Annotated in this window: 23 protein-coding genes and 4 pseudogenes; 16 read left to right on the plus strand and 11 right to left on the minus strand. The window is 54.0% G+C overall.

The annotated features are described in order from the left end of the window. Positions 1–36: 36 nt before the first annotated feature. Positions 37–399 (minus strand): MerR family transcriptional regulator, encoded by a 363-nt coding sequence (locus B5G43_RS01080; RefSeq protein WP_087258058.1) that lies wholly within the window; start codon positions 397–399, stop codon positions 37–39. A gap of 101 nt (positions 400–500) precedes the next feature. Continuing rightward, positions 501–1,373 (minus strand): LysR family transcriptional regulator, encoded by an 873-nt coding sequence (locus B5G43_RS01085; RefSeq protein ID WP_087258062.1) that lies wholly within the window; start codon positions 1,371–1,373, stop codon positions 501–503. 154 nt (positions 1,374–1,527) lie between these two features. Between B5G43_RS01085 and B5G43_RS01090 the strand changes: the two genes are divergently transcribed. Beyond that, a complete protein-coding gene (locus B5G43_RS01090) occupies positions 1,528–2,004 on the plus strand; it encodes a flavodoxin (protein ID WP_087258065.1) in 477 nt (158 codons plus the stop codon). 101 nt (positions 2,005–2,105) lie between these two features. Here B5G43_RS01090 and B5G43_RS01095 read toward each other — a convergent pair whose 3' ends face one another. After that, positions 2,106–2,636 (minus strand): dihydrofolate reductase family protein, encoded by a 531-nt coding sequence (locus B5G43_RS01095; protein WP_087258068.1) that lies wholly within the window; start codon positions 2,634–2,636, stop codon positions 2,106–2,108. Between the two features lie 189 nt (positions 2,637–2,825). Here B5G43_RS01095 and B5G43_RS01100 point away from each other — a divergent pair, with 189 nt between their 5' ends. Further along, the gene (locus B5G43_RS01100; protein WP_087258071.1) at positions 2,826–3,377 is read left to right on the plus strand and encodes a DUF3795 domain-containing protein; all 552 of its coding nucleotides are present in this window, start codon (positions 2,826–2,828) and stop codon (positions 3,375–3,377) included. 62 nt (positions 3,378–3,439) lie between these two features. Further along, a pseudogene (locus B5G43_RS01105) lies at positions 3,440–3,550 on the plus strand (helix-turn-helix transcriptional regulator); the annotation flags it as partial. A 739-nt stretch (positions 3,551–4,289) separates the two neighbouring features. Here the strand turns inward: B5G43_RS01105 and B5G43_RS01120 are convergent. The 7 genes and pseudogenes from B5G43_RS01120 to B5G43_RS01150 form a co-directional block, all read right to left on the minus strand. Further along, positions 4,290–4,712, minus strand: a pseudogene (locus B5G43_RS01120) (chloramphenicol phosphotransferase CPT family protein); the annotation flags it as partial. Between the two features lie 81 nt (positions 4,713–4,793). Further along, positions 4,794–5,288: a lincosamide nucleotidyltransferase Lnu(C) gene (gene lnu(C) / locus B5G43_RS01125; protein WP_058962568.1), complete on the minus strand. Its 495-nt coding sequence runs from the start codon at positions 5,286–5,288 to the stop codon at positions 4,794–4,796. A gap of 23 nt (positions 5,289–5,311) precedes the next feature. Further along, positions 5,312–6,349, minus strand: coding sequence for an IS1595-like element ISSag10 family transposase (locus B5G43_RS01130; RefSeq protein ID WP_058962567.1), 1,038 nt, complete (start codon positions 6,347–6,349; stop codon positions 5,312–5,314). A gap of 90 nt (positions 6,350–6,439) precedes the next feature. Beyond that, positions 6,440–6,568 (minus strand): annotated as a pseudogene (locus B5G43_RS01135) (zeta toxin family protein); the annotation flags it as partial. Positions 6,569–6,767: 199 nt separating this feature from the next. Beyond that, on the minus strand, positions 6,768–7,544 hold the full coding sequence (gene ant(9) / locus B5G43_RS01140) for an aminoglycoside nucleotidyltransferase ANT(9) (RefSeq protein WP_002578722.1): 777 nt from the start codon (positions 7,542–7,544) through the stop codon (positions 6,768–6,770). A gap of 24 nt (positions 7,545–7,568) precedes the next feature. Further along, complete coding sequence (locus B5G43_RS01145) at positions 7,569–8,339, minus strand: nucleoside phosphorylase (RefSeq protein WP_002578723.1); 771 nt, start codon at positions 8,337–8,339, stop codon at positions 7,569–7,571. Between the two features lie 24 nt (positions 8,340–8,363). After that, complete coding sequence (locus B5G43_RS01150) at positions 8,364–9,161, minus strand: helix-turn-helix transcriptional regulator (RefSeq protein WP_087231435.1); 798 nt, start codon at positions 9,159–9,161, stop codon at positions 8,364–8,366. A gap of 338 nt (positions 9,162–9,499) precedes the next feature. Between B5G43_RS01150 and B5G43_RS01160 the strand changes: the two genes are divergently transcribed. From B5G43_RS01160 to B5G43_RS01200, 9 genes and pseudogenes are all read left to right on the plus strand, one after another. Then, complete coding sequence (locus B5G43_RS01160; RefSeq protein ID WP_002588751.1) at positions 9,500–9,913, plus strand: cysteine-rich VLP domain-containing protein; 414 nt, start codon at positions 9,500–9,502, stop codon at positions 9,911–9,913. A gap of 111 nt (positions 9,914–10,024) precedes the next feature. After that, the gene (locus B5G43_RS01165; RefSeq protein ID WP_087231432.1) at positions 10,025–10,420 is read left to right on the plus strand and encodes a replication initiator protein A; all 396 of its coding nucleotides are present in this window, start codon (positions 10,025–10,027) and stop codon (positions 10,418–10,420) included. 183 nt (positions 10,421–10,603) lie between these two features. After that, a complete protein-coding gene (gene mobV / locus B5G43_RS01170; protein ID WP_087258076.1) occupies positions 10,604–11,548 on the plus strand; it encodes a MobV family relaxase in 945 nt (314 codons plus the stop codon). Between the two features lie 72 nt (positions 11,549–11,620). Further along, positions 11,621–11,815, plus strand: coding sequence for a hypothetical protein (locus B5G43_RS01175; protein ID WP_087258079.1), 195 nt, complete (start codon positions 11,621–11,623; stop codon positions 11,813–11,815). 145 nt (positions 11,816–11,960) lie between these two features. After that, complete coding sequence (locus B5G43_RS01180; RefSeq protein ID WP_079861243.1) at positions 11,961–13,538, plus strand: recombinase family protein; 1,578 nt, start codon at positions 11,961–11,963, stop codon at positions 13,536–13,538. A gap of 31 nt (positions 13,539–13,569) precedes the next feature. Then, a pseudogene (locus B5G43_RS01185) lies at positions 13,570–13,971 on the plus strand (transcriptional regulator); the annotation flags it as partial. Positions 13,972–14,078: 107 nt separating this feature from the next. Continuing rightward, positions 14,079–14,438, plus strand: coding sequence for a dihydropteridine reductase (locus B5G43_RS01190; RefSeq protein ID WP_087258082.1), 360 nt, complete (start codon positions 14,079–14,081; stop codon positions 14,436–14,438). Positions 14,439–14,457: 19 nt separating this feature from the next. Next, entirely contained in the window at positions 14,458–15,057 is a 600-nt protein-coding gene (locus tag B5G43_RS01195) for a TetR/AcrR family transcriptional regulator (RefSeq protein ID WP_087258085.1), read from the plus strand. A gap of 58 nt (positions 15,058–15,115) precedes the next feature. Beyond that, positions 15,116–15,718 carry a hypothetical protein gene (locus tag B5G43_RS01200; protein WP_158097322.1) on the plus strand — a complete coding sequence of 201 codons (603 nt, stop codon included), beginning with the start codon at positions 15,116–15,118 and terminating at the stop codon, positions 15,716–15,718. A gap of 82 nt (positions 15,719–15,800) precedes the next feature. On the opposite strand, the gene B5G43_RS01205 is transcribed toward B5G43_RS01200, so the two are convergent. Continuing rightward, entirely contained in the window at positions 15,801–16,334 is a 534-nt protein-coding gene (locus B5G43_RS01205; RefSeq protein WP_087258091.1) for a CatA-like O-acetyltransferase, read from the minus strand. A gap of 190 nt (positions 16,335–16,524) precedes the next feature. On the opposite strand from B5G43_RS01205, the gene mgtA (B5G43_RS01210) reads away from it, so the two are divergent. From mgtA (B5G43_RS01210) to B5G43_RS01225, 4 genes are all read left to right on the plus strand, one after another. Beyond that, complete coding sequence (gene mgtA, locus B5G43_RS01210; protein ID WP_242960413.1) at positions 16,525–19,179, plus strand: magnesium-translocating P-type ATPase; 2,655 nt, start codon at positions 16,525–16,527, stop codon at positions 19,177–19,179. Between the two features lie 17 nt (positions 19,180–19,196). Further along, complete coding sequence (locus B5G43_RS01215) at positions 19,197–19,688, plus strand: winged helix-turn-helix domain-containing protein (protein WP_087258097.1); 492 nt, start codon at positions 19,197–19,199, stop codon at positions 19,686–19,688. Positions 19,689–19,899: 211 nt separating this feature from the next. Next, positions 19,900–22,653, plus strand: a complete 2,754-nt coding sequence (mgtA, locus tag B5G43_RS01220; RefSeq protein ID WP_087258099.1) for a magnesium-translocating P-type ATPase — start codon at positions 19,900–19,902, stop codon at positions 22,651–22,653. Positions 22,654–22,671: 18 nt separating this feature from the next. Continuing rightward, a complete protein-coding gene (locus B5G43_RS01225; RefSeq protein WP_087258102.1) occupies positions 22,672–22,854 on the plus strand; it encodes a hypothetical protein in 183 nt (60 codons plus the stop codon). Positions 22,855–22,878 lie beyond the last annotated feature (24 nt).

Raw genomic sequence — 22,878 nt, forward strand, 5'->3', positions numbered from 1 at the left:
AAGAGCAGATCCCGTTCCGGGATCTGCTCTTTGCTTTTATCGTTTCTTCCCGCCCTGTGTCTTTCGGATCTCATGGCGCAGATAATCCAGCCGCTGAAGCTGCCGCTCCTTGAAGTGGATCTCCTCCAAAGCGGCGCTGCGCTTTTTCTCCAGCATGGCCAGACGCCGGGCCGCCGTGTGCTCCCCCTCCAGCAGAAGGCGCATATAAGTTTCCACTTCCTCCACCGTAAAGCCGATGTCGTGGAGGGTCAGGATGGTACTCAGCCGCTCCAGATCAGCGTCGTCATACTGCCAGTCGCCCATCACCTTTTTCACCGCGCCGCACAGGCCCCAGCTCTCGTACTCCCGCAGAATATGCATGGGGATGTGATAGCGCTCGCTTGCCTCCTGTATGGTCATGTCAACGCCTCCAAGCCAAAAAGATGTGGGTGTCCTTTCCCGGACACCCACATTCTAAAGCGATTTCTGCGCCATGTCGAATGCTTCTTTTCTTTCCCCTGCTATGCCGATTGGGCATTTCTGATGTGCTGGTGAAAGGCCTCCACCACCGGGGTCAGGGCCTGATCCTTTTTCCAGACCAGCACCGTCCCCGTCTCCATGGCCGGAGAAAGGGGCAGGAAGCGGAGATCGTCAAAGGCCAGATTCAGGTCGAAACCCAGCGCCGTGCCCACACTGCAGCGCACCATATTGGCGGCGTTGAGGATCAGGTTGAAGGTGGCGGCGATCTGCAGATGGTCCCAGCGATCCCCGAACCAGCTGGCCAGCTCGCCCTGCACGCTCTCCCGCCCGCTGACCAGCAGGGGGACCGATTCCAGATCCTGCGGCGTGACGGTATCCCGTTCCGCCAAGGGGGAGTCGGCCCGCACCAGCGCTCCCCAGCGGTCCTTCTCCTGCATCCGGCAGAAGGCGTATTTGCCCACATCCACCGGCTCCGTCAGCAGCCCCATGTCCAGAAGGCCCATATCCAGCCGCTCCTTCACATCGTCGGCGTTGGCGCTGAAGATCCGGAAGGTGACTTTGGGGTAGCGCTCCCGGAAGGTACGGATGGCCTGGGAGAGGAAAGTCATGCTCCGGGTCTCCCCTGCCCCGATGGCGATCTCACCCATGAGCTCGGTCTCCCGGGCGGCAAATTCCCGGGCCGTCTTGTCCGCCAGATCCACCAGCTCCTGGGCCCGGCGGCGCAGCAGCATCCCCTCGTCGGTGAGCACGATGTGGTAGCGGCTGCGGTGAAAGAGCTGTACCCCCAGCTCCTCTTCCAGCTGCATCAGCTGCCGGGACAGGGTGGGCTGGGTCAGATGGAGCAAAGCCGCGGCCTTGGTGATGTTCTCCTCCCGGGCCACCGCCAGAAAATAGCGCAACACACGCAGTTCCATGAACATCCCTCCTGTTTCCATCCTACCACCCCCGGCCCGCTCCCGCAAGACAAATATGCCTTTTCAGAATAACTGCAAATAGAAAATGAGTATTTTACATTCCTGGGCATCGGATTTACAATGGAGCCAGAAGATGCGTAAGGAGGTTATTCACATGAACGCATTGGTCGCTTATTTTTCCGCTACCGGCACCACCGCACGGGCGGCGAAGGCTCTGGCAGACTCCGTGGGCGGAGCACTCTATGAGATCAAGCCCGCCGTTCCCTATACCAGTGCCGACCTGAACTGGATGGACAAAAGCTCCCGCTCCAGCGTGGAGATGAAGGACCCCCACTCCCGGCCCGCTCTGGCCGACACCGACGCCCCGGTGGCGGAGCACGATGTGATTTTCCTGGGCTTCCCGGTGTGGTGGTATGTGGCCCCCACCATCCTCAACACCTTCCTGGAGGCCTACGACTTCTCCGGCAAGACCATCGTCCTCTTCGCCACCTCCGGCGGCAGCAATCTGGGCAAGTCGGCGGCCGGTCTGCGCTCCAGCGCCCCCGGTGCCAAAATCGTGGACGGCCGGATGCTCAATGGCCGCCTGAACGAGGCGGAGCTGAAAGCCTGGGCGGAAGGGCTGAAGCTGTAACACGTCCGGATATTGAAAAATGGGGAGCGTCCTGATAGACGCTCCCCATTTTTTACCGTTCTCTTTGCCGATACACCAGATCCACGAATCGGACCTCGCGCTCACCGCTTTTCGTATACCAGATCCACGATCCCGTTCCAATGTTCCGTTTTTACCAGCTTCAGCGGCAGTTCCTGAGGCAGCTCCGGGAAGAGCCGCACGCCCTTGCCCAGCACGGTGGGGATGATCGACAGCCATAGCTGGTCGATGCGGCCCGCCTTCAAAAGCTGTCCGGCCACGGACGCGCCGCCGCAGATCCAGATATTGCCCCGGTGCGCTTCTTTCAGCTGGTCCACCAGGTCGGTGAGCGCCCCACGCCAGAAGGTGATGTCCTTCCGGGGCGCTTCGTTCCGGTGGGTCACCACATAACAGGGACGGCCTTCATAGGGCCAGTGGTCCGGGGAGAGTTCCGTGACCAGCTGGTGATAGGTGGTCCAGCCCATGACGATGGCGTCCACCGCCTCCAGAAAGGCCGGGTAGCTGCCGGGAGCGTCCGGCTCACTGCCGTCGCCCACCAGCCAGTCCACGCCGCCCCGCTCGTCCGCAAGGTATCCGTCCACGCTTACGGCCAGATATAATACGCTCTTTCCCATATGGATCTCCTCCTTTTTTCTATTGTACCCGGTGGCCGTAAAACACAATATCAAACGGAACCGGACAGATCGTTGTTGTGTTCCTATGGTATAATACAGAAAAAGAAGATAGCTTTCACCACCAGATTATGCAGTGGTGTAAACCGGAGCGGTTGAAACCGTGATCCGGCACCCCATCAGGAGGGTATTATGAAAGGCTTTACCCGTGCGGAAACCCGTTTTTCCCTGTGCGGTCTCAACTGTGCTCTGTGCTCCATGCACCTGGGCGGCTACTGTCCCGGCTGCGGCGGCGGGCCCGGCAACCAGAGCTGTACCATCGCCAAATGCTCCCTGGAGCACGGCGGTGTTCCCTTTTGCTGGGAGTGCCCGCAATATCCCTGTTCCCGCTACGAGGGCTTTGACGCGGCGGATTCCTTTGTCCCGCACCGGAACCGGCAGTCGGATATTGCTCTGGTCCGGGAACTGGGTCTGGAAGCCTACTTGGCCCAGTTGGAGGAAAAGCGGGCCATTCTGGATGAACTTCTGGCCCACTACAACGACGGCCGCCGCAAGACCTTTTTCAACACGGCGGTCTATCTCCTGCCTCTGGAGGATTTGCGCGCTGTGATGGCCGCTCTGGACAGCCGGCCGGACTTGAGCGCGCAGGCTGTCAAGGAACGGGCTCTCGCCGCCGTGGCGCTGCTTCAGGAGGCGGCAGACCGCCGCGATATTCCCCTGAAACGTAAGAAAAAGCCGTGTTAATCTGCGTTGCTTGCGGCAACGGGCCATTCTCCCTACAATAGGAGCGAAAGGAGTGAGCCCGCATGTTAAGTGAAAACATCAAGACGATCCGGAAATCAAAGGGGCTTTCCCAGCAGGAGCTGGCCATGAAATTGAATGTGGTGCGGCAGACCATCTCGAAATGGGAGCTGGGGGGTTCACTTAGATAAAGATACCACATCAATCCCACGCTGACTTTTGCTCAACCGATACAGCCGGAGGGCTGGATAACAAGAAAAGGCGGTATGCGCCCCGTGGAGGGGTAGCGTACCGCCTTTTCTTGTGGGGGTTTCCAAAGGGGGCAACGCCCCCATTTGGCACACGACTTTGCGAAGCAAAGTGTAGTGTGTTATACGCTCTGTCGGCGTTGCCGTGAAAATGCCGTTGCCGCCGGGGAGGGCAAGGGCATTTGGAGCGGCAGGAAAACAGGGCTGTGCTTGCGTGGCGTAGAGCCGTAAGCACAGGTCTGGTTTCAACAGCAGACTGGGCGTATATGAAAGCCCCCGTCCCTCGTCCTACGCTCCGACTTGTGGACAAAGTGTCCCGAAGTTGTGGCTACACTCCCGGAAAAGTAACAGGACAGCGGGCAACCGTCAAGGCTGAAATGAACGGGCTTACACCCGGCCTTGACCGCCACCCGCCGTTCCGCTGAATGGGTGAACAAGGCGACCAATCCCTCAAAGTGCTTGGCCGCTCTCTTTCTGATTTTGGAGTGTTTCTTTTCTCATAATTGAAATGGGCGGGAAGCCATTTTAGGGCTTTCCCGCCTTGATTGCCCATCAGCAAAGCCAGACGGAACGGTCAACGGCGGCGCATGAAATGCGCCGTTCATCTTGACCGTTAACTGGCTTTGCTATTTCTCTGATAAATGAAATTTCGATTTTTAGAAATCGTTTAAGATAGCAATGCGGCTCCACTTGAAATTTTTTCTTTTACTGCAAAAACAGCCTCTTGGATAGAATAGGTTGTCGTTTCTATAACATTCGATTCATATATCCCCAAATTACAAAATTGCTCCCACATTGTTTCTACTAATTCAACATTTGTTTTTCTGTCTAATTTTGAACGTTCCACAGCTCGTTTCATAGTTTCTTCTTTACTGGCTCTTAAAACAATATAGTGTACTTCATAATCTTCTCGAACAAGGGCTCTCCATGGTTCTAAAAACCACGGCCCGACAATTCCATCTACAATTACATCATATCCGCCGCGGGCATAGCGCTTTGCAGCTTCTAAAAAGGCTTCAATGACAACTAAATTTTGTTCGTTGGACTCTGGTAAATGCGGCGGTATTGCTCCTTTGCTTAAATAATGAAAGGCTATGTCACAACAAACAGTTGATAAATAGCCATTTTTATAGGGGAGTATCAGAACTCCCCTACAAACTGTTATTTGCAGTTATCTATACTCATTTGGAATTTCGATATGAAGTGTCTCACACAATAACTTCACATCATGTGCATCATTTTCATCAAACTCGTATCCCAGATGGAACATTACTTGACTATATGGTTCAATACAGGAAACCTCTATTTCCTCAATTCTTCCTTTACCCGAAAAAGTTTCTACCGGAAAACAATCCCCATCATAAAGAATTTCACCTTCGTCCGTATATTCAAAACAATGCAAATCAATAATTCTGTTTTTCAAATCTTCCCATACAGTATGGTTCAATGTTGTATATTCCATCTTAATCTCATAAAAGCCATTAGCTTTCATTATTTCTATAAAGTTCTGATAATCGATCTTTTCTACAAAAATGTCAATATCATTATGGGCTCTTGACTGATATCCAAGAAGAGCATCTACACCCCAGCCACCATCAAGAAAGACTTTAATCTCCGCATCTATTGCAAATTGAAGAATCTGTTTTACATCTGTTATATTGACCATCTTATCATCTCCACAAATTCTAATTAGGCGACCAGAGGAACTGCTGGTCTGTTTGATAAATCTCTGCATTTAGCAGTTTTCAATGTTGCCAAAACGAAAGTTAAGAAGATGTTCCTTTTCTCCATGTCGCTTTCTTTGGCGTAATTTACAAGGTTATTCCACACAAGATAGTTGTTCAGATACTTGGTAGAAACACCGTTAAAGCCACGCATAAACCTCTTTAGCTGGCTATGGTAGCTATTGATATGTTGGATATTATAAATGCCTTTCTTGGCTTTGCCAGTCTTTAACTGCACAAGGTCAATGCCATTGGCATTTGTAAATCTCACATAGGAGTTCATCTTGTCCGTAACAAGAGTGGAATTGGTCTTAATCCTACCATCATAAATATGATGTAAATCTATTGTAGAAACTCTACCAGTATTCGTAATCTTGGAGATAGACAAGCCATTCCTATTAACCGCACAAGGAACACATACCTTTTCTTGGGACAAGCCTCTGATATGTGTAGAATGACCACGCTTATGAGCCTTGCGTGGCATAGCAAATGTCTTACTCTTGCTATGATTGCCCTTGTACGAGATGGCGAAAAAAGTTTCGTCAGCCTCAATAATGCCGTCAAGGGTAACATCGTCTGCCATATTCTGAAGTGCATCCAAAATCTTGTGTCTCCAAAGGAATGCGGTGTTTCTGTGAATCCCACAAGCAACAGCAGTCTTACGAATGGATAAGCCATTCATCATACAATCAATGTACTGCTCCCACACGGACAAGTCTTTTCTTGTACCAGACACAATGGAGTTCGTAGCAATCACGAAGGACTTGCCACAATCCTTACATACATATCGCTGTGTGCCATCTTTACGATGACCATTGCGAACCACATGGATACAGCCACAAAGAGGGCATACACGACCATTTGCAAAGCGTTCCTTTGCTACGAAATCTTCAATATTCAAAGACTTTACAAAGGCAGGACTTAAAAGCATTGTTTTAAGGCTTTCCTGCTCTGCGACAGTCAACTTACCGATAATATCTAATGCGTCTTTGATAGTAGGCATATCCAATTACCTCCTTCGGTGGTACTGTTTCTTACTATTATTATACGCTATTTCTCGTCAAAAATCAACCATTTGTTGTGACAGAGCCTAATGAAAAAAGTCGTCTGTGTGCATATGCACAGATTTATCCATGTTCGATTCTTTTGCGACAATCGACGCAGTTGTTGTCTTTCCTGTTCCCGGCGAACCTGTAATCACAATAATTCTTCCTTGATTCATCTACATTCTCCCTCGCAATTCAGATTTACCGCTCTCTTTCTGATTTTGGAGCGTTTCTTCTCTCAAGATTGAAATGGGCGGGAAGCCATTTTAGGGCTTTCCCGCCTTGATTGCCCATCAGCAAAGACGGGCGGGACTGTCAACGGCGGCGCATTTATGCGCCGTTCATCTTGACCGTTGATTGGCCCCGCTAACTTTGCTACTCTGTTCTAAGTAATTCCTCAATTTGTTTTTTCATATATTCTACAAGTGCCATCGCTTCCTTTTCTACTGTCTCCCATTCATCAGACAAATTTCCCAAATAAGCTTCCTTTGCCGTTGTTAGCAGGGGGGGAAATCTCTCCGGCAATTTTAAAATTACCCATTTTGCGGCAACATCTTTTGTCGTGATTTCTTCTGTTACTAAAGTAAACCACATTCGTGATAAGGTTAATAACACATTTCTTTCATCACCCTTAAAGCTGGAAATCAAACCAGGTAAAGAAAACCGAATTGCTTTTTTAATTTCGTGAAATGGGATAGCGGGAATAAGCTCTTTGCTTTCCGCCCCCTTCAAAGTTATGCTATTTTTTCTTGCTTGCCATAATAAAATCATTATATCTGGGTCATTGCAGGCTTGCGGATATTCTCCTGCTTCCATCTCTCCCCTTAGCCATTCACCATACATATACTGACATTTTGGCGGAAATTGCAACGGAACAATATCAGATTGATTGATAATAGTTACCTCTAAAGGTCTTTTTTCAATACAGCCTACGGAGCCAGAAATTTTCAATAATTGCTTTGTTAGATCTGCTCTGATTGAATTACTCAATTCTTGTTTAGTAATTATCAGTATATCTATATCACTATCTGGACGCAGCCCATTCATTGTTGCTGAACCATATAAATATATCCCCAATATTTGACCTTGTAATATGGTTTCTGCTATTGAAATAACTTGATTTACTTGTTGTGGAAATTCATTTATATTCATTGTAACTCCTATATGTATTTATTTTTACTCCTCAACAACTGATAAAACAGCGTCTAAGGCTAATTCTAAGGCTATGGATATACTTGTTTTTCCCCATTCTCTTTCTTGGTATTTATGAGGGTCTGCAAGAGTATCGGCTGAAAAAAGCAGCATAGCCCATGTAACTTTTCTAAATTTTGCACACGCCGCCAATGCGGAACATTCCATTTCTACTACTTGACATCCCTCTTCTTTCCGATACTGAACCATTTCTACTGTTTCTCGATAAAAACCGTCTGTTGTCCATGTTTTAACTTCCCAATATGGTATATTCTTTTGGCTTAAAGCAGATTCAATCGCATTTATACCAGCCTTTGAAATCTCTACTTCTCGGGAGGGAGGAAGATAATGGTAAGATGTTCCCTCATCTCTCAATGCAGAAACAGGTATCAAAAATCTATTTTCCGGGATGTCTTCCAATACGCCGCAGGAGCCGACGGAAATAATCTTTGTTACACCCCCTGCAATTAAATATTCTAAAACTTGGACGGCAGCAGCACTTCCCACAGGAGCCGGACATAGACATATTTTCTCCTGATTATAAAGACATTCATAAATAGGATATCGTCTTGTTGCACTTTCAAATTCATCTATCTGTATTCCATCATGGGTATGTGCATAATTTTCAACCTCGTCTCCTAAAAAAGCAAACACTGCTTTTGCAGGAAAACATTTTTTCCCATTTCCCGGCTGAAAAACAGCTTTTGATGCGGTATCGTACTCTAAAACAGGGTAGTCATGCTTTACTAATGGCATATTATTATCTCGAATAACAGGCTATTATTCTATTCCTTTCATCATCTTTTTTGCCAACTGCTTGAACAGGTCGGCAGTTTCTTCATCCATCGGTGCAAGCTGTCCGATCTGTCCGGCAACCATCGCCGTTACATCGTCAATGGAAAGCGGGTTTTGCTTCTGTTCCGCCAATGCGTCCCGCATGGCTTGGAACATCGCGGCGGTCACAGCTTCTCCCGGCTGTTCCCCGTTGTCAATGTCTTTCTTAATATCCCGCAGGATAGCAAGGAACACATTTTTGATTTTCTCAATCTCCGCCTCATGTTCCCCCATCTTCTGGGCGTTCAAAAGCTGTAAATCCTGCTTTGCTTCCGCCCGGTGTTCCGGGTGTTCTTTCATCAGGTCGGACAGGGAAGCCGTTGCCATCTCGATAAGCTGGTTTCTTGCTGTTATGCCTTTTGCCGCTGTGTCCTGAAAATAAATCCGTATCAAATCTATCAGCTTAGGAAAATTCCTATGTTCCAACAGGCGGTTGAGGATTTGCACATCAACAGCACCCGTCACAAGCCCCCTCACGGCTCCCTCGGACAAGCCTAATTCAGAAATATCGTAGCTTTTACGAACGCTCACGGTAGACAAGCCCAGTATGTAGTCTGTCGATACCTTAAATTCCTTTGCTACACCTATGAGAATATCACTGCTGACCGTTCTTGTTTCGCCGCTGACAATGCGGCTCAACTGGGAAGCGGAAACGCCTATCTTCTCCGCAAGTTCCTTTTGTGTGATGTGGTTCCCGTTGCATAAATCGGAAATCCGCTGTCCGGGTGTTCCGGGTAAAGCCATAGATACGCACCTCCTCCGCATACTTCCATTATACAGAATGATTGCAAAAATGCAATTTCCAAAGTGTAAACTTCATCAAAATGCAATTCTCGCAATATTCCGGGAATTGCATTTTTTTCGTGTAGACTTAGGGTAGTTCATCGATGGACGGCACCTTGAAAACAGAATGACCGTCCGAAAAGGAATACCCAGGCTGGGGAAGCACCGCAAGGAGTCGGACTTCGGGACAAAATGTCCCGAAGTTGCGGGGAGCGTGCCAACGCCGGAACACGCCGCAGGAATGGGGCAGGAAACCTTTTCGGGGAGAACGGCAACGGAAAGCAAAATGGAGGGAACGCATGAGAGATAACCCCTATAAAGACTTGCCGCCGCTGGAACGCAGGCCGGACGGTTCCCTTTACCGCATGACCCCGGCGCAGAGAAAACAGGCGGCCAGCCTGATACGCCGGGAGTGCTGTTGCTGTGAGGACGGCAACTGCATTGTCCTTGACGATGGGGACACCTGCACCTGTCCGCAGACGATTTCTTTCTCGGTCTGCTGTAAGTGGTTCCGCTGGGCGGTCTTGCCGCTGGACGGGACGCTGGAAGCGGAGATTTTCCGGGATAAGGACTTGAAACGCTGTGAGGTCTGCGGCGGTGTGTTCGTCCCCAAATCCAACCGGGCAAAATACTGTCCCGGCTGTGCCGCCAGAGTTCACAGGCGGCAGAAAACAGAAAGTGAACGGAAAAGGAGGTCTGCTGTGGACAGTTAGGAGCGAAAAAAGCCTTGATTTATCAGGCTTCGCAAGCCCCAAACCGGGGCAGGTGGTATAAAGTATCGCCCGCCCCGGAAAACGGGCTTCTAACCGTCCACAAAACGCACTATGACAAATACCATCTATATCCATCAGCCGGAAAGGGCGTTCAGCTTCACCCGGCTCCCGAATTTCCTCTTTGAAGCCCCCACGTTCAAGCTCCTGTCCAACGAGGCAAAGGTTCTGTATGCCTTTATTCTGCGCCGGACAGAGTTATCCCGCAAAAATGGGTGGGCGGATGACTGCGGACGGATTTTCCTGTATTTCCCTATCTGTGAAGTGGTCACATTGCTCCATTGTGGGCGGCAAAAAGCGGTGAACACCCTGCGGGAACTGCAATACGCCGGACTGGTGGAAATCCAGAAGCAGGGCTGTGGAAAACCCAACCGCATTTTCCCAAAATCCTATGAAGCGGTTCCAAACACCGACTTCAAGAAATCCCGTTCTGGTACGCCGGAGGACTGAAAACCGTACCCTTGAAGTACGGAAATCAATCTTGAGAAGTACGAAAACCAGACGGTATATAGAAATACAAAGATTAAAATGATTTATTTATATCCATTCCATTCCTATCGTATCAGAGATAATTCTGGCGGGATTTTCCCTGTGGAAAACCCTGGATAGGAAAGGAATGGGGAAAGGAGCAGAATGGCACAACACGCAATTTTGCGGTTTGAGAAGCACAAGGGCAACCCGGCAAGGCCGCTGGAAGCCCATCACGAAAGACAGAAAGAACAATATGCCAGCAATCCCGACATTGACACAAGCCGGAGTAAATACAACTTCCATATCGTCAAGCCGGAGGGACGCTATTACCACTTCATTCAGAGCCGTATCGAGCAGGCCGGATGCCGGACGAGGAAAGACAGCACACGGTTTGTCGATACACTGGTAACTGCCAGCCCGGAGTTTTTCAAGGGGAAATCCCCAAAGGAGATACAGGCGTTTTTCCAGAGGGCGGCGGCTTTCCTCATTGGCCGGGTAGGACGGGAAAATATCGTGTCGGCGGTGGTACACATGGACGAGAAAACGCCCCACCTGCATTTGACCTTTGTTCCGCTGACAAAGGACAACCGCCTGTGTGCAAAGGAGATTATCGGCAACCGGGCAAACCTGACGAAGTGGCAGGACGATTTTCACGCCTATATGGTGGAGAAATATCCTGACTTGGAGCGTGGGGAAAGCGCCAGCAAGACAGGCCGGAAGCATATCCCCACCCGGCTTTTCAAACAGGCGGTTTCCCTCTCCAAACAGGCCAGAGCCATTGAAGCCGCCCTTGACGGCATTAACCCGCTGAACGCCGGAAAGAAAAAAGAGGAAGCCCTTTCCATGCTGAAAAAGTGGTTCCCGCAGATGGAAAACTTCTCCGGGCAGTTGAAAAAGTACAAGGTCACAATCAATGACCTGTTGGCGGAGAATGAGAAGTTGGAAGCAAGAGCAAAGGCCAGTGAAAAAGGCAAGATGAAAGATACGATGGAACGGGCAAAGCTGAAAAGCGAACTGGACAATTTACAGAGGCTGGTTGACCGTATCCCGCCGGATATACTGGCGGAACTGAAACGGCAGCAGCGGCACACGGCAAAGGAAAGGTGATAGATATAAGCAGAAATTTTCGCCGCCCCTGTGCGGCATTGTACCTTGAAAACTGAATATGGAGGACACTGGATGGCAAAAAGCGAAAGCGATATTTTTACACCCCGGACAGGGCAGGTCATACGAACAGAGAACGGGACGCAGTATTTTGTATGTGGGAACAACCGTATAAAAATCTCCGAACACTTCGCCGCAGTCGGGAAGCCCCTCGGTGATCTGATTGTAGATGTGGTGCGGCATACCGCAGAAAAAGCCGCTTCAACCTGATAGCCCATCATTGATAACACGCCCACGCTTATGATATAATTGCCATAGAGCAAAAGTATTGTAAGCGTGGGTTGTTTCTTTAGAAGGAGGATTTTTAACGGTGAAACAACCTTACAATACTACGATTTACAACACGGCGCTTTATATGAGATTGAGCCGGGACGATGAAAACTATGGTGACAGCGTAAGCATTGAAACACAGCGGACAATCCTGCAACAGTACGCAAAGGAACAGGGGCTTCATGTAGTCGGTGAGTATGTGGACGATGGCTGGTCGGGGACGAACTTTGAACGCCCGGATTTTCAGCGCATGATGGACGATATGGAAGCCGGAAAAGTAAACTGCATTGTCACGAAAGACCTTTCCCGTTTCGGGCGGGAACATGTGATGATGGACTACTATCTGGAATTTCTGTTCCCGGAAAAACGGGTGCGCTACATCGCCGTTGCGGAGAATGAGGACACAGAAAAAGGGCTTTCCGATTTTGTCCCGTTCAAAAACCTGTTCAATGAGTGGTTTGCGAAAGATACGAGCCGCAAGGTAAAGGCCGCTTTCAAAGCGAAGTTTGCCACAGGACAGCGTATCGGCGCCTATGCTCCCATCGGGTACAGGAAACACCCGGAAATCAAAAACAAGCTGATAATCGACGAGGAAACCCGCTGGATAGTGGAGAAGATTTTTGACCTTGCCATTCATGGCAGAGGGGCGGCCAGTATCACAAGAATACTGATTGCGGAAAAGGTTCCCACGCCGGGATTTATCAACTTCCAGCGTGACGGGACTTTCGCAAACATCTATGCGGGTGCACCGGAGGAAAAAAGCTACGCATGGACGATAGCGCAGGTCAAGAGCATTATGAAAGATGAAACCTATATCGGCCATACCATCCACTACCGGGAAACAAATATTTCCTTTAAGAACAAGCGGAGGGTACGCAAGCCCCAAAGTGAATGGGTGCGGGTGGAGAACACGCAGGAGCCGATTATCAGCGAGCAGGTTTTCCGGCAGGTACAGGAGCAGATAGCAAACCGCCGCAGGAAGTGCAAGGATGGTACAACGCAGATTTTTTCCGGATTGGTAAAATGTGCGGATTGCGGCTGGTCGCTGTCCTATGGGGAGAACAGGCAGAACAGCAAGCCTTACGGCCATTATCATTGTAGCAAGTACGGGCAGGGCACACGCCAATGCTCCATGCACTATATCCGTTATGATGTGCTTTATGCCTATGTCCTCTCCCGTCTGCAATACTGGTCGGGACTGGTACAACATGATGAAGAACGGCTCTTGAAGCGGCTGTTAAATGCCACTGATAAGGGACAGGCCGCCGCAAGAAAGAAGCAGGCCGCAGAACTGAAAAAGGCAGAGAAGCGAAAAGCCGAAGTCGATACTTTGTTTGCCCGGATGTATGAGGACTGGGCGGCGGGGCGTATCACGGAATACAACTTCTCTATGCTGTCCGGGAAGTACCAAAGCGAACAGGCTGAACTGGACGAAAAGATTGAGCGGCTTCAATCCGCTATCACCACTGAAAGCCAGAACGCCGCAGACGCAGAAAAATGGATTGCCTTGATGAAAGAGTGCGTCAATCCAACGGAACTGACCGCCGAACTTTTGAATACGCTGATTGAAAAAATCGTTGTCCATGAAGCGGTCAAAGGTGAGGACGGAAGCAGGGAACAGGAGGTAGAAATCTTCTACCGCTTTATCGGCAAGATTGATTGAATGACACCAATATCTTTAACTATGTGATACCGGACTGTCCGTCCCGGATTCCGATCTGCTCATCGCTCTGTCGGAGGCTCTGGAGACTCCCGTGAGCACGCTGCTTGGCGAACCGGTAGCGGAGTCCGAGGTGGATGCGGTCAAAGCGCTCTCCGAAAAACTGGAGATCATCAATTTGCAGTTTGCGCGGAGAAAGGCACTCAGGAGAACAGTACTTCACTGGTCGCTGATCGCATGCTGCGCGGTCATCGTGGCAGTATTTGCCGCCCTAGCGGTCGTTAACAGTCCCTATCTGGGTTGGGATTTTCACGATCCGGAGCTTGCCGTTGCAGGCACCGTTTTTCACGCATTTGAATGGCTCTTTGTCCGGCTGGCTCCCATTGTCCTGATCGCGGCCATCGTCGGAATTTGTTTGACACGGAAAAAAGGATAAACCTCAGAAATCAGCACAAAGGCCCGCAGGTGTCGTTCTCTTTTCGCCCCGTATCCCTTATGATCTTATCAGCAGCTGCAAAGAATGGATCATAAGAGGAGATCATCATGAACACGGATAAAATTTTTGCGGAAGCCATCGCCAATGAGTACGCCCCCAAAGACACCTCCAAGGTCGTCGCGCTGAGAAAGCTGGATTGGAAAGCAAAGCGCGCGGCGACCCTCTTCGCCTACGGCTTCGGGATCGGGATGGCCCTGGTCCTCGGTTTGGGGATGTGCCTCTCCATGCAGGTGATCGGCGGGGGCGGCGTCCTGATGACGGGCGCCGGAATTGTTCTGGGCGTTCTGGGCATCGTCGGCGTGGGCCTGAACTATCCCATTTACAAGAAGCTTCTCCGGACCGGCAAGGAAAAGTACGCCTTTGAGATCATGCAGCTGGCCCGGGAAATCAGCGAATCGGCCGACTAAAGCAGCAGGAGGGCGGCAGATGAACAAGTCGGAAAGCAAATACTTCAATACCGCCCTTCGGATGGACGAGGCACTCCTGGCTCTTCTGGAGGAAAAGGACCTGGAATACATCACGGTGAAAGAGCTCTGCCGCCAGGCCGGCGTGAACCGCTCCACCTTTTACCTGCACTATGAGACCATTTCCGACCTGGTAAACGAGACCCTGGAGATGGTCAACCAGCGATTCCGCTCCTATTTTCCCCAGCGGGAAGAGGAGGTCCTGGGGGACATGGGGACAAGGGAACGGGAGGATCTGGTCCTGGTCACCCGGGACTATCTCCTTCCCTATCTCCGCTTCATCCGGGACAACAAAAAGGTCTACCGGGCGGCCTTCCGGAACCCGGGCAGTATGAGGGCTCACACCCGATACGGGGAGCTCAAACAGCAGATCCTCGGGCCTATTCTGGAGCGCTTTGAAGTCCCTGCCGCCCACCGCCCCTACTACATGGCCTATTATGTGGAGGGCATCATGGCGATCGTCAAGGAGTGGCTGCGGCAGGACTGCGCGGACGAGGTGGAGATGATCGCCCACATCATCGAGTCCTGCGCGCGGCCCAGGGATGGACGCGATGAGACATAACGGCAGGATCGCACGCTTTCTGCGGACATGGCGGGAGGATTATATTTACCAGACCCTGATGAGCTCCGCTGTGTCCTTTGTCTGTACGGCGCTTTTTGCCGTTTACAATGGATTCCTGGGCCTTTGCTATGGCTCGGTCTGGCACGGGAGCATCGGTATCTTCTACCTTCTGCTCATGGTGATTCGGGGCATGGTCCTTCTCACAGAGCACCGGAACCGGACGCGGGGCCAAGCGGAACAGGACCGCTGCCGCCGCCGGACCTTTCTCATCAGTGTGGTACTGTTGCTGATGCTGAATCTGGCGCTGATTCTGCCCATCTCCATGATGGTGGTGCTGGATAAGCCGGTATCCATGGGCCTGATCCCGGCCATTTCCATGGCGGTCTATACCACCTGGAAAATCACTATGTCCTCCATCCATATTCGTCGGCAGCGGCGCAGGTCCGGAGGTAATCTTCTGGTGGCGGAGCTGCGAACGGTCAATTTCATTGACGCACTGGTGGCCATCCTGACACTGCAAAACACGTTGATCATGGTGAAGCGGACAACGGCGGATGAAAACGCCATGCTCCCGCTGTCCGCCGTTTCCAGCGGTTTGATTTATGCGGTGATCGTGGCCATTACCGTGCAGATGCTGCGAAAGGGCACGCGGCAAACATAAAGCCTCCCAGACTGTGGTTTTCAAAGAATCACCGTCCGGGAGGCTTGCTTTTGTCTGCCCGCTCGCTGGACACAGGAGAATTTTAAATTTGGCGGATCTCCCGCTGCAGCCGCTCCAGAAATTCCGCCGCCGGGATGCCGTCCATCTGAGTGTGATGGAACTGGAAGGACACCGGAAGCGTGGCGCGCAGCCATTTGTTCCGGTACTTGCCCCAGATGAGGAAGGGGTTGTTGTAGCATCCGGCATAGATGTTCACCGCGCCGTCAATCTCATATCCGGCCAGGGCGGAGGTGCCGATGACCATATAGTCCTCGCCCAGCTCATAGCTCTCTCCGCTTTCCCGGACCTGCCCGGTGAGTTTCCGATAGTCCCGGTCAAACTGCTCCAGGTCCTCGGAAACAGGAATATCGCAGGTGGCGATGCCGCCGTCCCGGGTGGCCACCTTTCCGATGCACCAGCACAGGAGCATGTTGAATTTGTAATTCCGTTTCCGGCTCAGGCGCACCAGCGGCGTCACATCCAGGGTTTTCATCAGGGTCACCATGGGCATGGGGGCCTTCCTCCAGAGTTCAAAGGCCAGCGCCCGGGAGGTGCTTTGGGGATCTACTTCTCTCATGTCGTTCTCCATTCTGTTTGTGAAGTCCGGTTTGGTTGGCCGCGGTAAGTATCCCTTATCATAACATAGCGCCTCCCGACCGGCAACCGCCCCCTTTTCCGGAACCGAAAGCAAGAAAAAAGCAAGGACTTCCTCCCGCGCAGCCGGCGGATTCTATGGTATGATAGAAGGACCCTGCGGAGGTGAGGCAATGAAACCAAATCCGATCGCCCATCGGCGTGTACTGGATTACGCATACATGGACATCGACACGCTGTTCCGGGATTTTCAGATTTCCGATCAAGGATACCGCGACGAGCAGGTGGAGGAGAGTCGGGCCCGGTACGGCAAAAGCACCCTGTCCGGCCGGGGGGCAGATACCGTATGGTATCGCCTGAGGCGTGCCTTTCTGAACCCGTTTACCATCATTCTCTTTGTGCTGGCGTGCATTTCCTTTTTGACCGATGTGGTCCTGGCATCCAATTTCAGCCGCAACATCACCACGGTCGCCATCATTCTGTGTATGCTGCTCACCAGCGGCGCGGTGCGGTTCACCCAGGAGCTGCGGGCAAAACGCACCGCGGACCGCCTGACCGGGATGATCGCCTCCACCGTGCTGGTGTGCAGAAACGGAACGTGGACCCGGGTCTCCTCCACCGAGCTGGTGGTAGGCGATCTGGTGCGCCTGTCCGCCGGAGACCGTGTTCCGGCGGATATCCGGCTGACCGTCGCCAAGGACCTGTTCGTCTCCCAGTCGGTCCTCACGGGCGAGAGTGAGATTCTGGAAAAAGACGCCGGTACACTCCCCCCGGGGCAGGCACGCTCCTATTCCGAGTACCGCAACCTGGTCTTTCTGGGCTCCGCCCTCACCGGCGGCAGCGGCGAGGGCGTGGTTCTGGCCGTGGGCGAGGACACCGTCTACGGCGGCTTTGCCGCGGCGGAATTTTCTCGGAAAAACGGGTTCGACCGGGGCGCCAACTCCATCGCCTGGGTCCTCATCCGCTTCATGGCGGTCCTGGTCCCGGTGGTACTGATCGCCTGCGGCCTGACCAAGGGCGACTGGGTCTCCGCATTCCTGTTCGCGCTGTCGGTGGCCGTGGGACTGACGCCGGAAATGCTCCCCATGGTCATCAACGCCTGCCTCGCCAAGGGCAGCGCGGCCATGGGAAAAAAGCAGACGGTGGTGAAGAACCTCAACGCCATGCAGGGCTTCGGCAGCATGGACATCCTGTGTGTGGACAAAACCGGCACCCTGACCGGCGACCAGATCACGCTGGAATATTATCTGGACATTCTGGGCAACGAGAGCCAGACCGTTCTGGACTTTGCCTACCTGAACAGTCTCTATCACACGGGGGTCCGCAATCATCTGGACAGCGCCATTCTGCGCTGTCCGGAGATGCCGGGCCGGGAGCCGTATTTTCAGGCACTGGCCGGGCAGCATCCCAAACTGGACGAGCTGCCCTTTGACTACGAGCGGCGGTTTGCCAGCGTTCTGGTGGGGCACGGGGAGGAAAACCTGCTCCTCATCAAGGGCAGCATCGACGAGGTGTGCCGCCGGTGCAGCCGCGTGGAGTACAAGGGGGCGCGCCACGCCATATCCGGCGACGGGATGGCCAGCGTCCGCGCCATTGTGGATGAGATGCTGGAGGACGGGATGAAGGTACTGGCGGTGGCCTACAAGCCGCTGAAGGAAAACACGCTGTCGCCGGACGCGGAGCACGATTTTATCCTGCTGGGCTATCTGGCCTTTTTTGACGCCCCCAAGGAGAGCGCCGCCGGAGCCATCCAAAAGCTGCAGCAGCTCCACGTGGGCGTGCGGGTGCTGACCGGCGACCACCGGGACATTGCGCTCTCCATCTGCCGTCGGCTGGGCATCGACACCGCGCAGACGCTGACCGGCCGGGAGCTGGAGGAGCTGAGTGAAGAGGAACTTCCCCTGCGGCTGGAACGTACCACCCTGTTTGCGGAGCTCTCTCCCAGACAGAAGGTGCAGATCGTGCAGCACCTCCGGGCCAACGGACACACGGTGGGCTTTCTGGGGGACGGCATGAACGACCTGCCCGCCATCGTGGAGGCTGACGTGGGTATCTCCGTGGACACCGCGGCGGAGGCCGTCAAGGAAGGCGCCGATGTGATCCTGCTGAAAAAGGACCTGAATGTGCTGGAAGAGGGGATCCAGGAGGGGCGGAGGGCCTTTGCCAACGTGTCCAAGTACATCAAGATCACGGCCTCCTCCAATTTCGGCAACATCCTCTCCATCGTGGTCGCCAGCGTCTTTCTGCCCTTTTTCCCCATGACGTCGCTGCAGCTCTTGCTGCTGAATCTTCTCTATGATATCCTGTGTCTGGTCCTCCCCTGGGACCAGGTGGACGAGGAGACCTGCTCCCGGCCGCTGGAGTGGTCCGGGCGGACGCTGGGCCGTTTCATGCGCTTTTTCGGCCCCATCAGCTCGGTCTTTGACATCCTGACCTTTTCCTATCTGTTCTTCGTGCTCTGCCCCGCGGTGTGCGGCGGAAGCTTTTCCTCCCTGGTGGGGAGCGGCCGGGAGCTGTCCTTTATCGCCCTCTTCCAGACCGGGTGGTTCCTGGAATCCATGTGGACCCAGGTGCTGATCCTGCACCTGCTGCGCACGCCGAAGCTGCCGCTGCTGCAAAGCAGGCCCTCCCGCCCCGTGATGTGGGTCACCCTGCTGGGCACCCTGTGCTTTACCATTCTGACCTTCACCCCGGCGGGCCGCCTGATGGGCCTCACCCCGCTGCCGCCCGTCTATTTTGCCTTCCTGCCCGTTGTCGTCCTGCTGTATCTCTTCTGGGTGACGCTGGCCAAGGGCTGGTATATCCGCCGCCATCGCGAGCTGCTGTAAGAGAGGAGGAATCTGGGATGAAAAAACACATCGGCTTTCTCACACTGGATTTCCCTCTGGCGCGCTGGCTCTCCGACGCCCTCCGCACCGCTCCCCCCTCCCGCTCCGCCCAGGACCTTCTGGAGGGGCTGGGGGACCTGATGAACGGCAGCACAGAGTCCCTCATGCTGGAGCTGGGCGAGCGGGAGCCCGGGGCGGCGGACGATCTGCTCCGCTGCGGCGGCCTCTCCATCGACCTGCGGCTGCGCAGAGTGAGCCGGGACGGGGTGGAAATTTCCCTGACGCCCAAGGAGTTTGACATCCTGTATTTTCTGGCCCGCAACCGGGGCGAGGTCTTTACCAAGGAGCAGATCTATCAGGCTGTGTGGGAGAGCGACTACCTGCTGGACGACAGCAACATCATGGCCTTCATCCGAAAACTAAGGAAGAAAATCGAGCCCAATCCCGACGCGCCGGAGTACATCCTCACCATCTGGGGCATCGGGTACAAATTCAGCGACAAGCTGTAAGTGCAAATTCTGACCAAATCGCAAGAAAATCGCAAGGTTTTGACCATGTGATTTTTCTTGCGGTTTTTTTATACTCATGCAGGACGAACAAAAGGAGGGAACGCCATGGATCCGGACGGCAAACCCCGAAGATCGGTACAGTGCCCTATGCGTGGAGTTCTGACTCCCATCGCCTGTACCGCCTTGCACACACACAAGGAGGTAAGAAACTATGAATCGAATCGAAACGCGCCGCTCGGCGCAGCAGGCGGTCCTCCGCGACGAGCAGAACCGCCGCATTCAGGCCGCGGCGACCGCCCCGGTCCACACCCTTCTGCGGGAGCTGCGCGCTCCGCTGAGCGGACTGGACCCGGAGGCCGTCGCCGCCAGCCGCGCCAAATACGGCAGCAACAAGGTGACCCACGAGAAGAAAAAATCCCTGCCCCGGCGGCTGGCGGGGGCCTTTGTCAATCCCTTTACCGCCATTCTACTCTGTCTGGCCCTGGTCTCCACCATGACGGACATGGTGTTCCCCAGCCTCTCCCTGTTCGGCAGCGTGCCGGAGGACTTTGACTGTCTGACGGTGGTCATTATCCTGACCATGGTATTCATCTCCGGGACCCTCCGCTTTGTCCAGGAGTCCCGCAGTGGCAGCGCGGCGGAAAAGCTGCTGGCCATGATCACCACCACCTGCACGGTGACCCGCAAGGGCCAGGAGCATGTGGAGATCCCCATGGACGAGCTGGTGGTTGGCGACCTGGTCCACCTGTCCGCCGGGGACATGATCCCCGCCGACGTGCGCATCCTGGAGGCCAAAGACCTGTTCATCAGCCAGGCCAGCCTCACCGGCGAGAGCGAGCCGGTGGAAAAACAGCCCCAGGCCAACCAGCCCCAGGAGAGCATCACCGACTACACCGACATCGCCTTTATGGGCAGTAGCATGGTCTCCGGCAGCGCCCTGGCCGTGGCGGTCTGCGTGGGCGACGACACCCTCTTCGGCTCCATGGCCTCCGCGGTGGCGGGCGAGGCCACCGAGACCAGCTTCACCAAGGGCGTCAACGCCGTGTCCTGGGTGCTCATCCGCTTTATGCTGGTGATGGTCCCCCTGGTCTTTCTCATCAACGGCACCACAAAGGGGGACTGGCTGGACGCCTTCCTCTTCGGTATCTCCATCGCCGTGGGCCTGACGCCGGAGATGCTGCCCATGATCGTGACCACCTGCCTGGCCAAGGGCGCGGTATCCATGAGCAAAAAGCAGACCATCGTCAAGAACCTCAACTCCATCCAGAACTTCGGCGCCATCGACATCCTGTGCACCGACAAGACCGGCACCCTGACCCAGGACCAGGTGGTGCTGGAGTACCACCTCAATGTCAACGGCGAGGACGACACCCGGGTGCTGCGCCACGCCTACCTCAACAGCTATTTCCAGACCGGCTACAAGAACCTCATGGACCTGGCCATCATCCGCAAAACTGAGGAGGCCGAGGCGGAGGACCCCCGGCTGGTGGATCTGTCGGAGCACTATGTGAAGGTGGACGAGATCCCCTTTGACTTTGCCCGGCGGCGGCTGAGCACCGTAGTGCAGGACCGCTCCGGAAAGACCCAGATGGTGACCAAGGGCGCTGTGGAGGAGATGCTCTCCATCTGCTCCTTCGCCGAGTGTGACGGCGCCGTCCAGCCCCTGACCGGCGAGGTGCGCCAGCGGATTCTGGAGACGGTGGACGGCCTCAACGACAAGGGCTTCCGGGTGCTGGTCATCGCCCAGAAGAGCAATCCCTCCCCCGTGGGGGCCTTCGGGGTCAAGGACGAGCGGGATATGGTGCTCATCGGCTACCTGGCCTTCCTGGACCCGCCCAAGGAGTCCACGGCGGACGCCATCCGGGCCCTGAAGCACCACGGCGTGACCACCAAGATCCTCACCGGCGACAACGACAAGGTGACCCGCACCATCTGCAAGCAGGTGGGGCTGAAGGTGCGCAACATGCTGCTGGGCTCCGACCTGGACGCCATGAGCGATGAGGAGCTGGCCCGGGCCGCCGAGTCCACCGACGTCTTTGCCAAGCTCACCCCCGACCAGAAGGCCCGGGTGGTCTCGGTGCTGCGGGAAAACGGGCACACCGTGGGCTTTATGGGGGACGGCATCAACGACGCCGCCGCCATGAAGGCCGCCGACATCGGCATCTCGGTGGACACCGCGGTGGATGTGGCCAAGGAGTCGGCGGACATCATCCTGCTGGAGAAGGATCTGATGGTCCTGGAGCAGGGCATCATCGAGGGGCGCAAGACCTACGCCAACATGATCAAGTACATCAAGATGACCGCCTCCTCCAACTTCGGTAACATGTTCTCGGTGCTGGCCGCCTCCGCCCTGCTGCCCTTCCTGCCCATGATGAGCGTACACCTCATTTTCCTCAATCTGATTTACGACCTGTCCTGCACCGCCATTCCCTGGGACAATGTGGACGAGGAGTTCATCGCCAGGCCCCGGAAGTGGGACGCCTCCAGCGTGGGCAACTTCATGCTCTGGCTCGGGCCCACCAGCTCCATCTTCGATTTCACCACCTATCTCTTCATGTACTTTGTGTTCTGCCCCCTGTTCGTCTCCGGCGGCGTGCTCTTCAACGACCTGGCCAACCACTTCAGCGGCGCGGAGCTGGCCCTGATGCAGGCCAAGTACATCGGCCTCTTCCAGGCGGGGTGGTTCGTGGAATCCATGTGGAGCCAGACCCTGGTCATCCACATGATCCGCACCCCCAAGCTGCCCTTCCTCCAGAGCCGGGCCTCCGCCCCCCTGACCCTGCTCACCCTGACCGGCATCGCCGTGCTGACCATCATCCCCTTCACCCCCTTCGGCGCGGTACTGGGATTTGTGGCCCTGCCGGGAGCCTACTTTGCCTATCTGATCCCCTGTATCCTGCTCTATATGGTACTGGCCACCAGCCTGAAAAAAGCCTATGTACGCCACTACGGCGAATTGCTTTGATGTTGGGAGGAATGTTTTATGATCTGGTCGAAACTGTGGATGGACCTGTTTGGATGCACTTCCCTGTTCGGGATCGACATGGGTTTCTGGGTCGCCATGTCCCTGGTCCTGCTCATTGTCATCCTGATGAATGCGGTGTTCTGGGGCATGAAGCCCAAGGAGGACCACCGCGAAAACGGAGCGCCTTCCGTCCTCTCATAAAAGTCCTTTTTATCGAACCGTTCC

The organism is Flavonifractor sp. An92 (assembly GCF_002159175.1).
Classification (GTDB): Bacteria; Bacillota; Clostridia; order Oscillospirales; family Oscillospiraceae; genus Pseudoflavonifractor_A.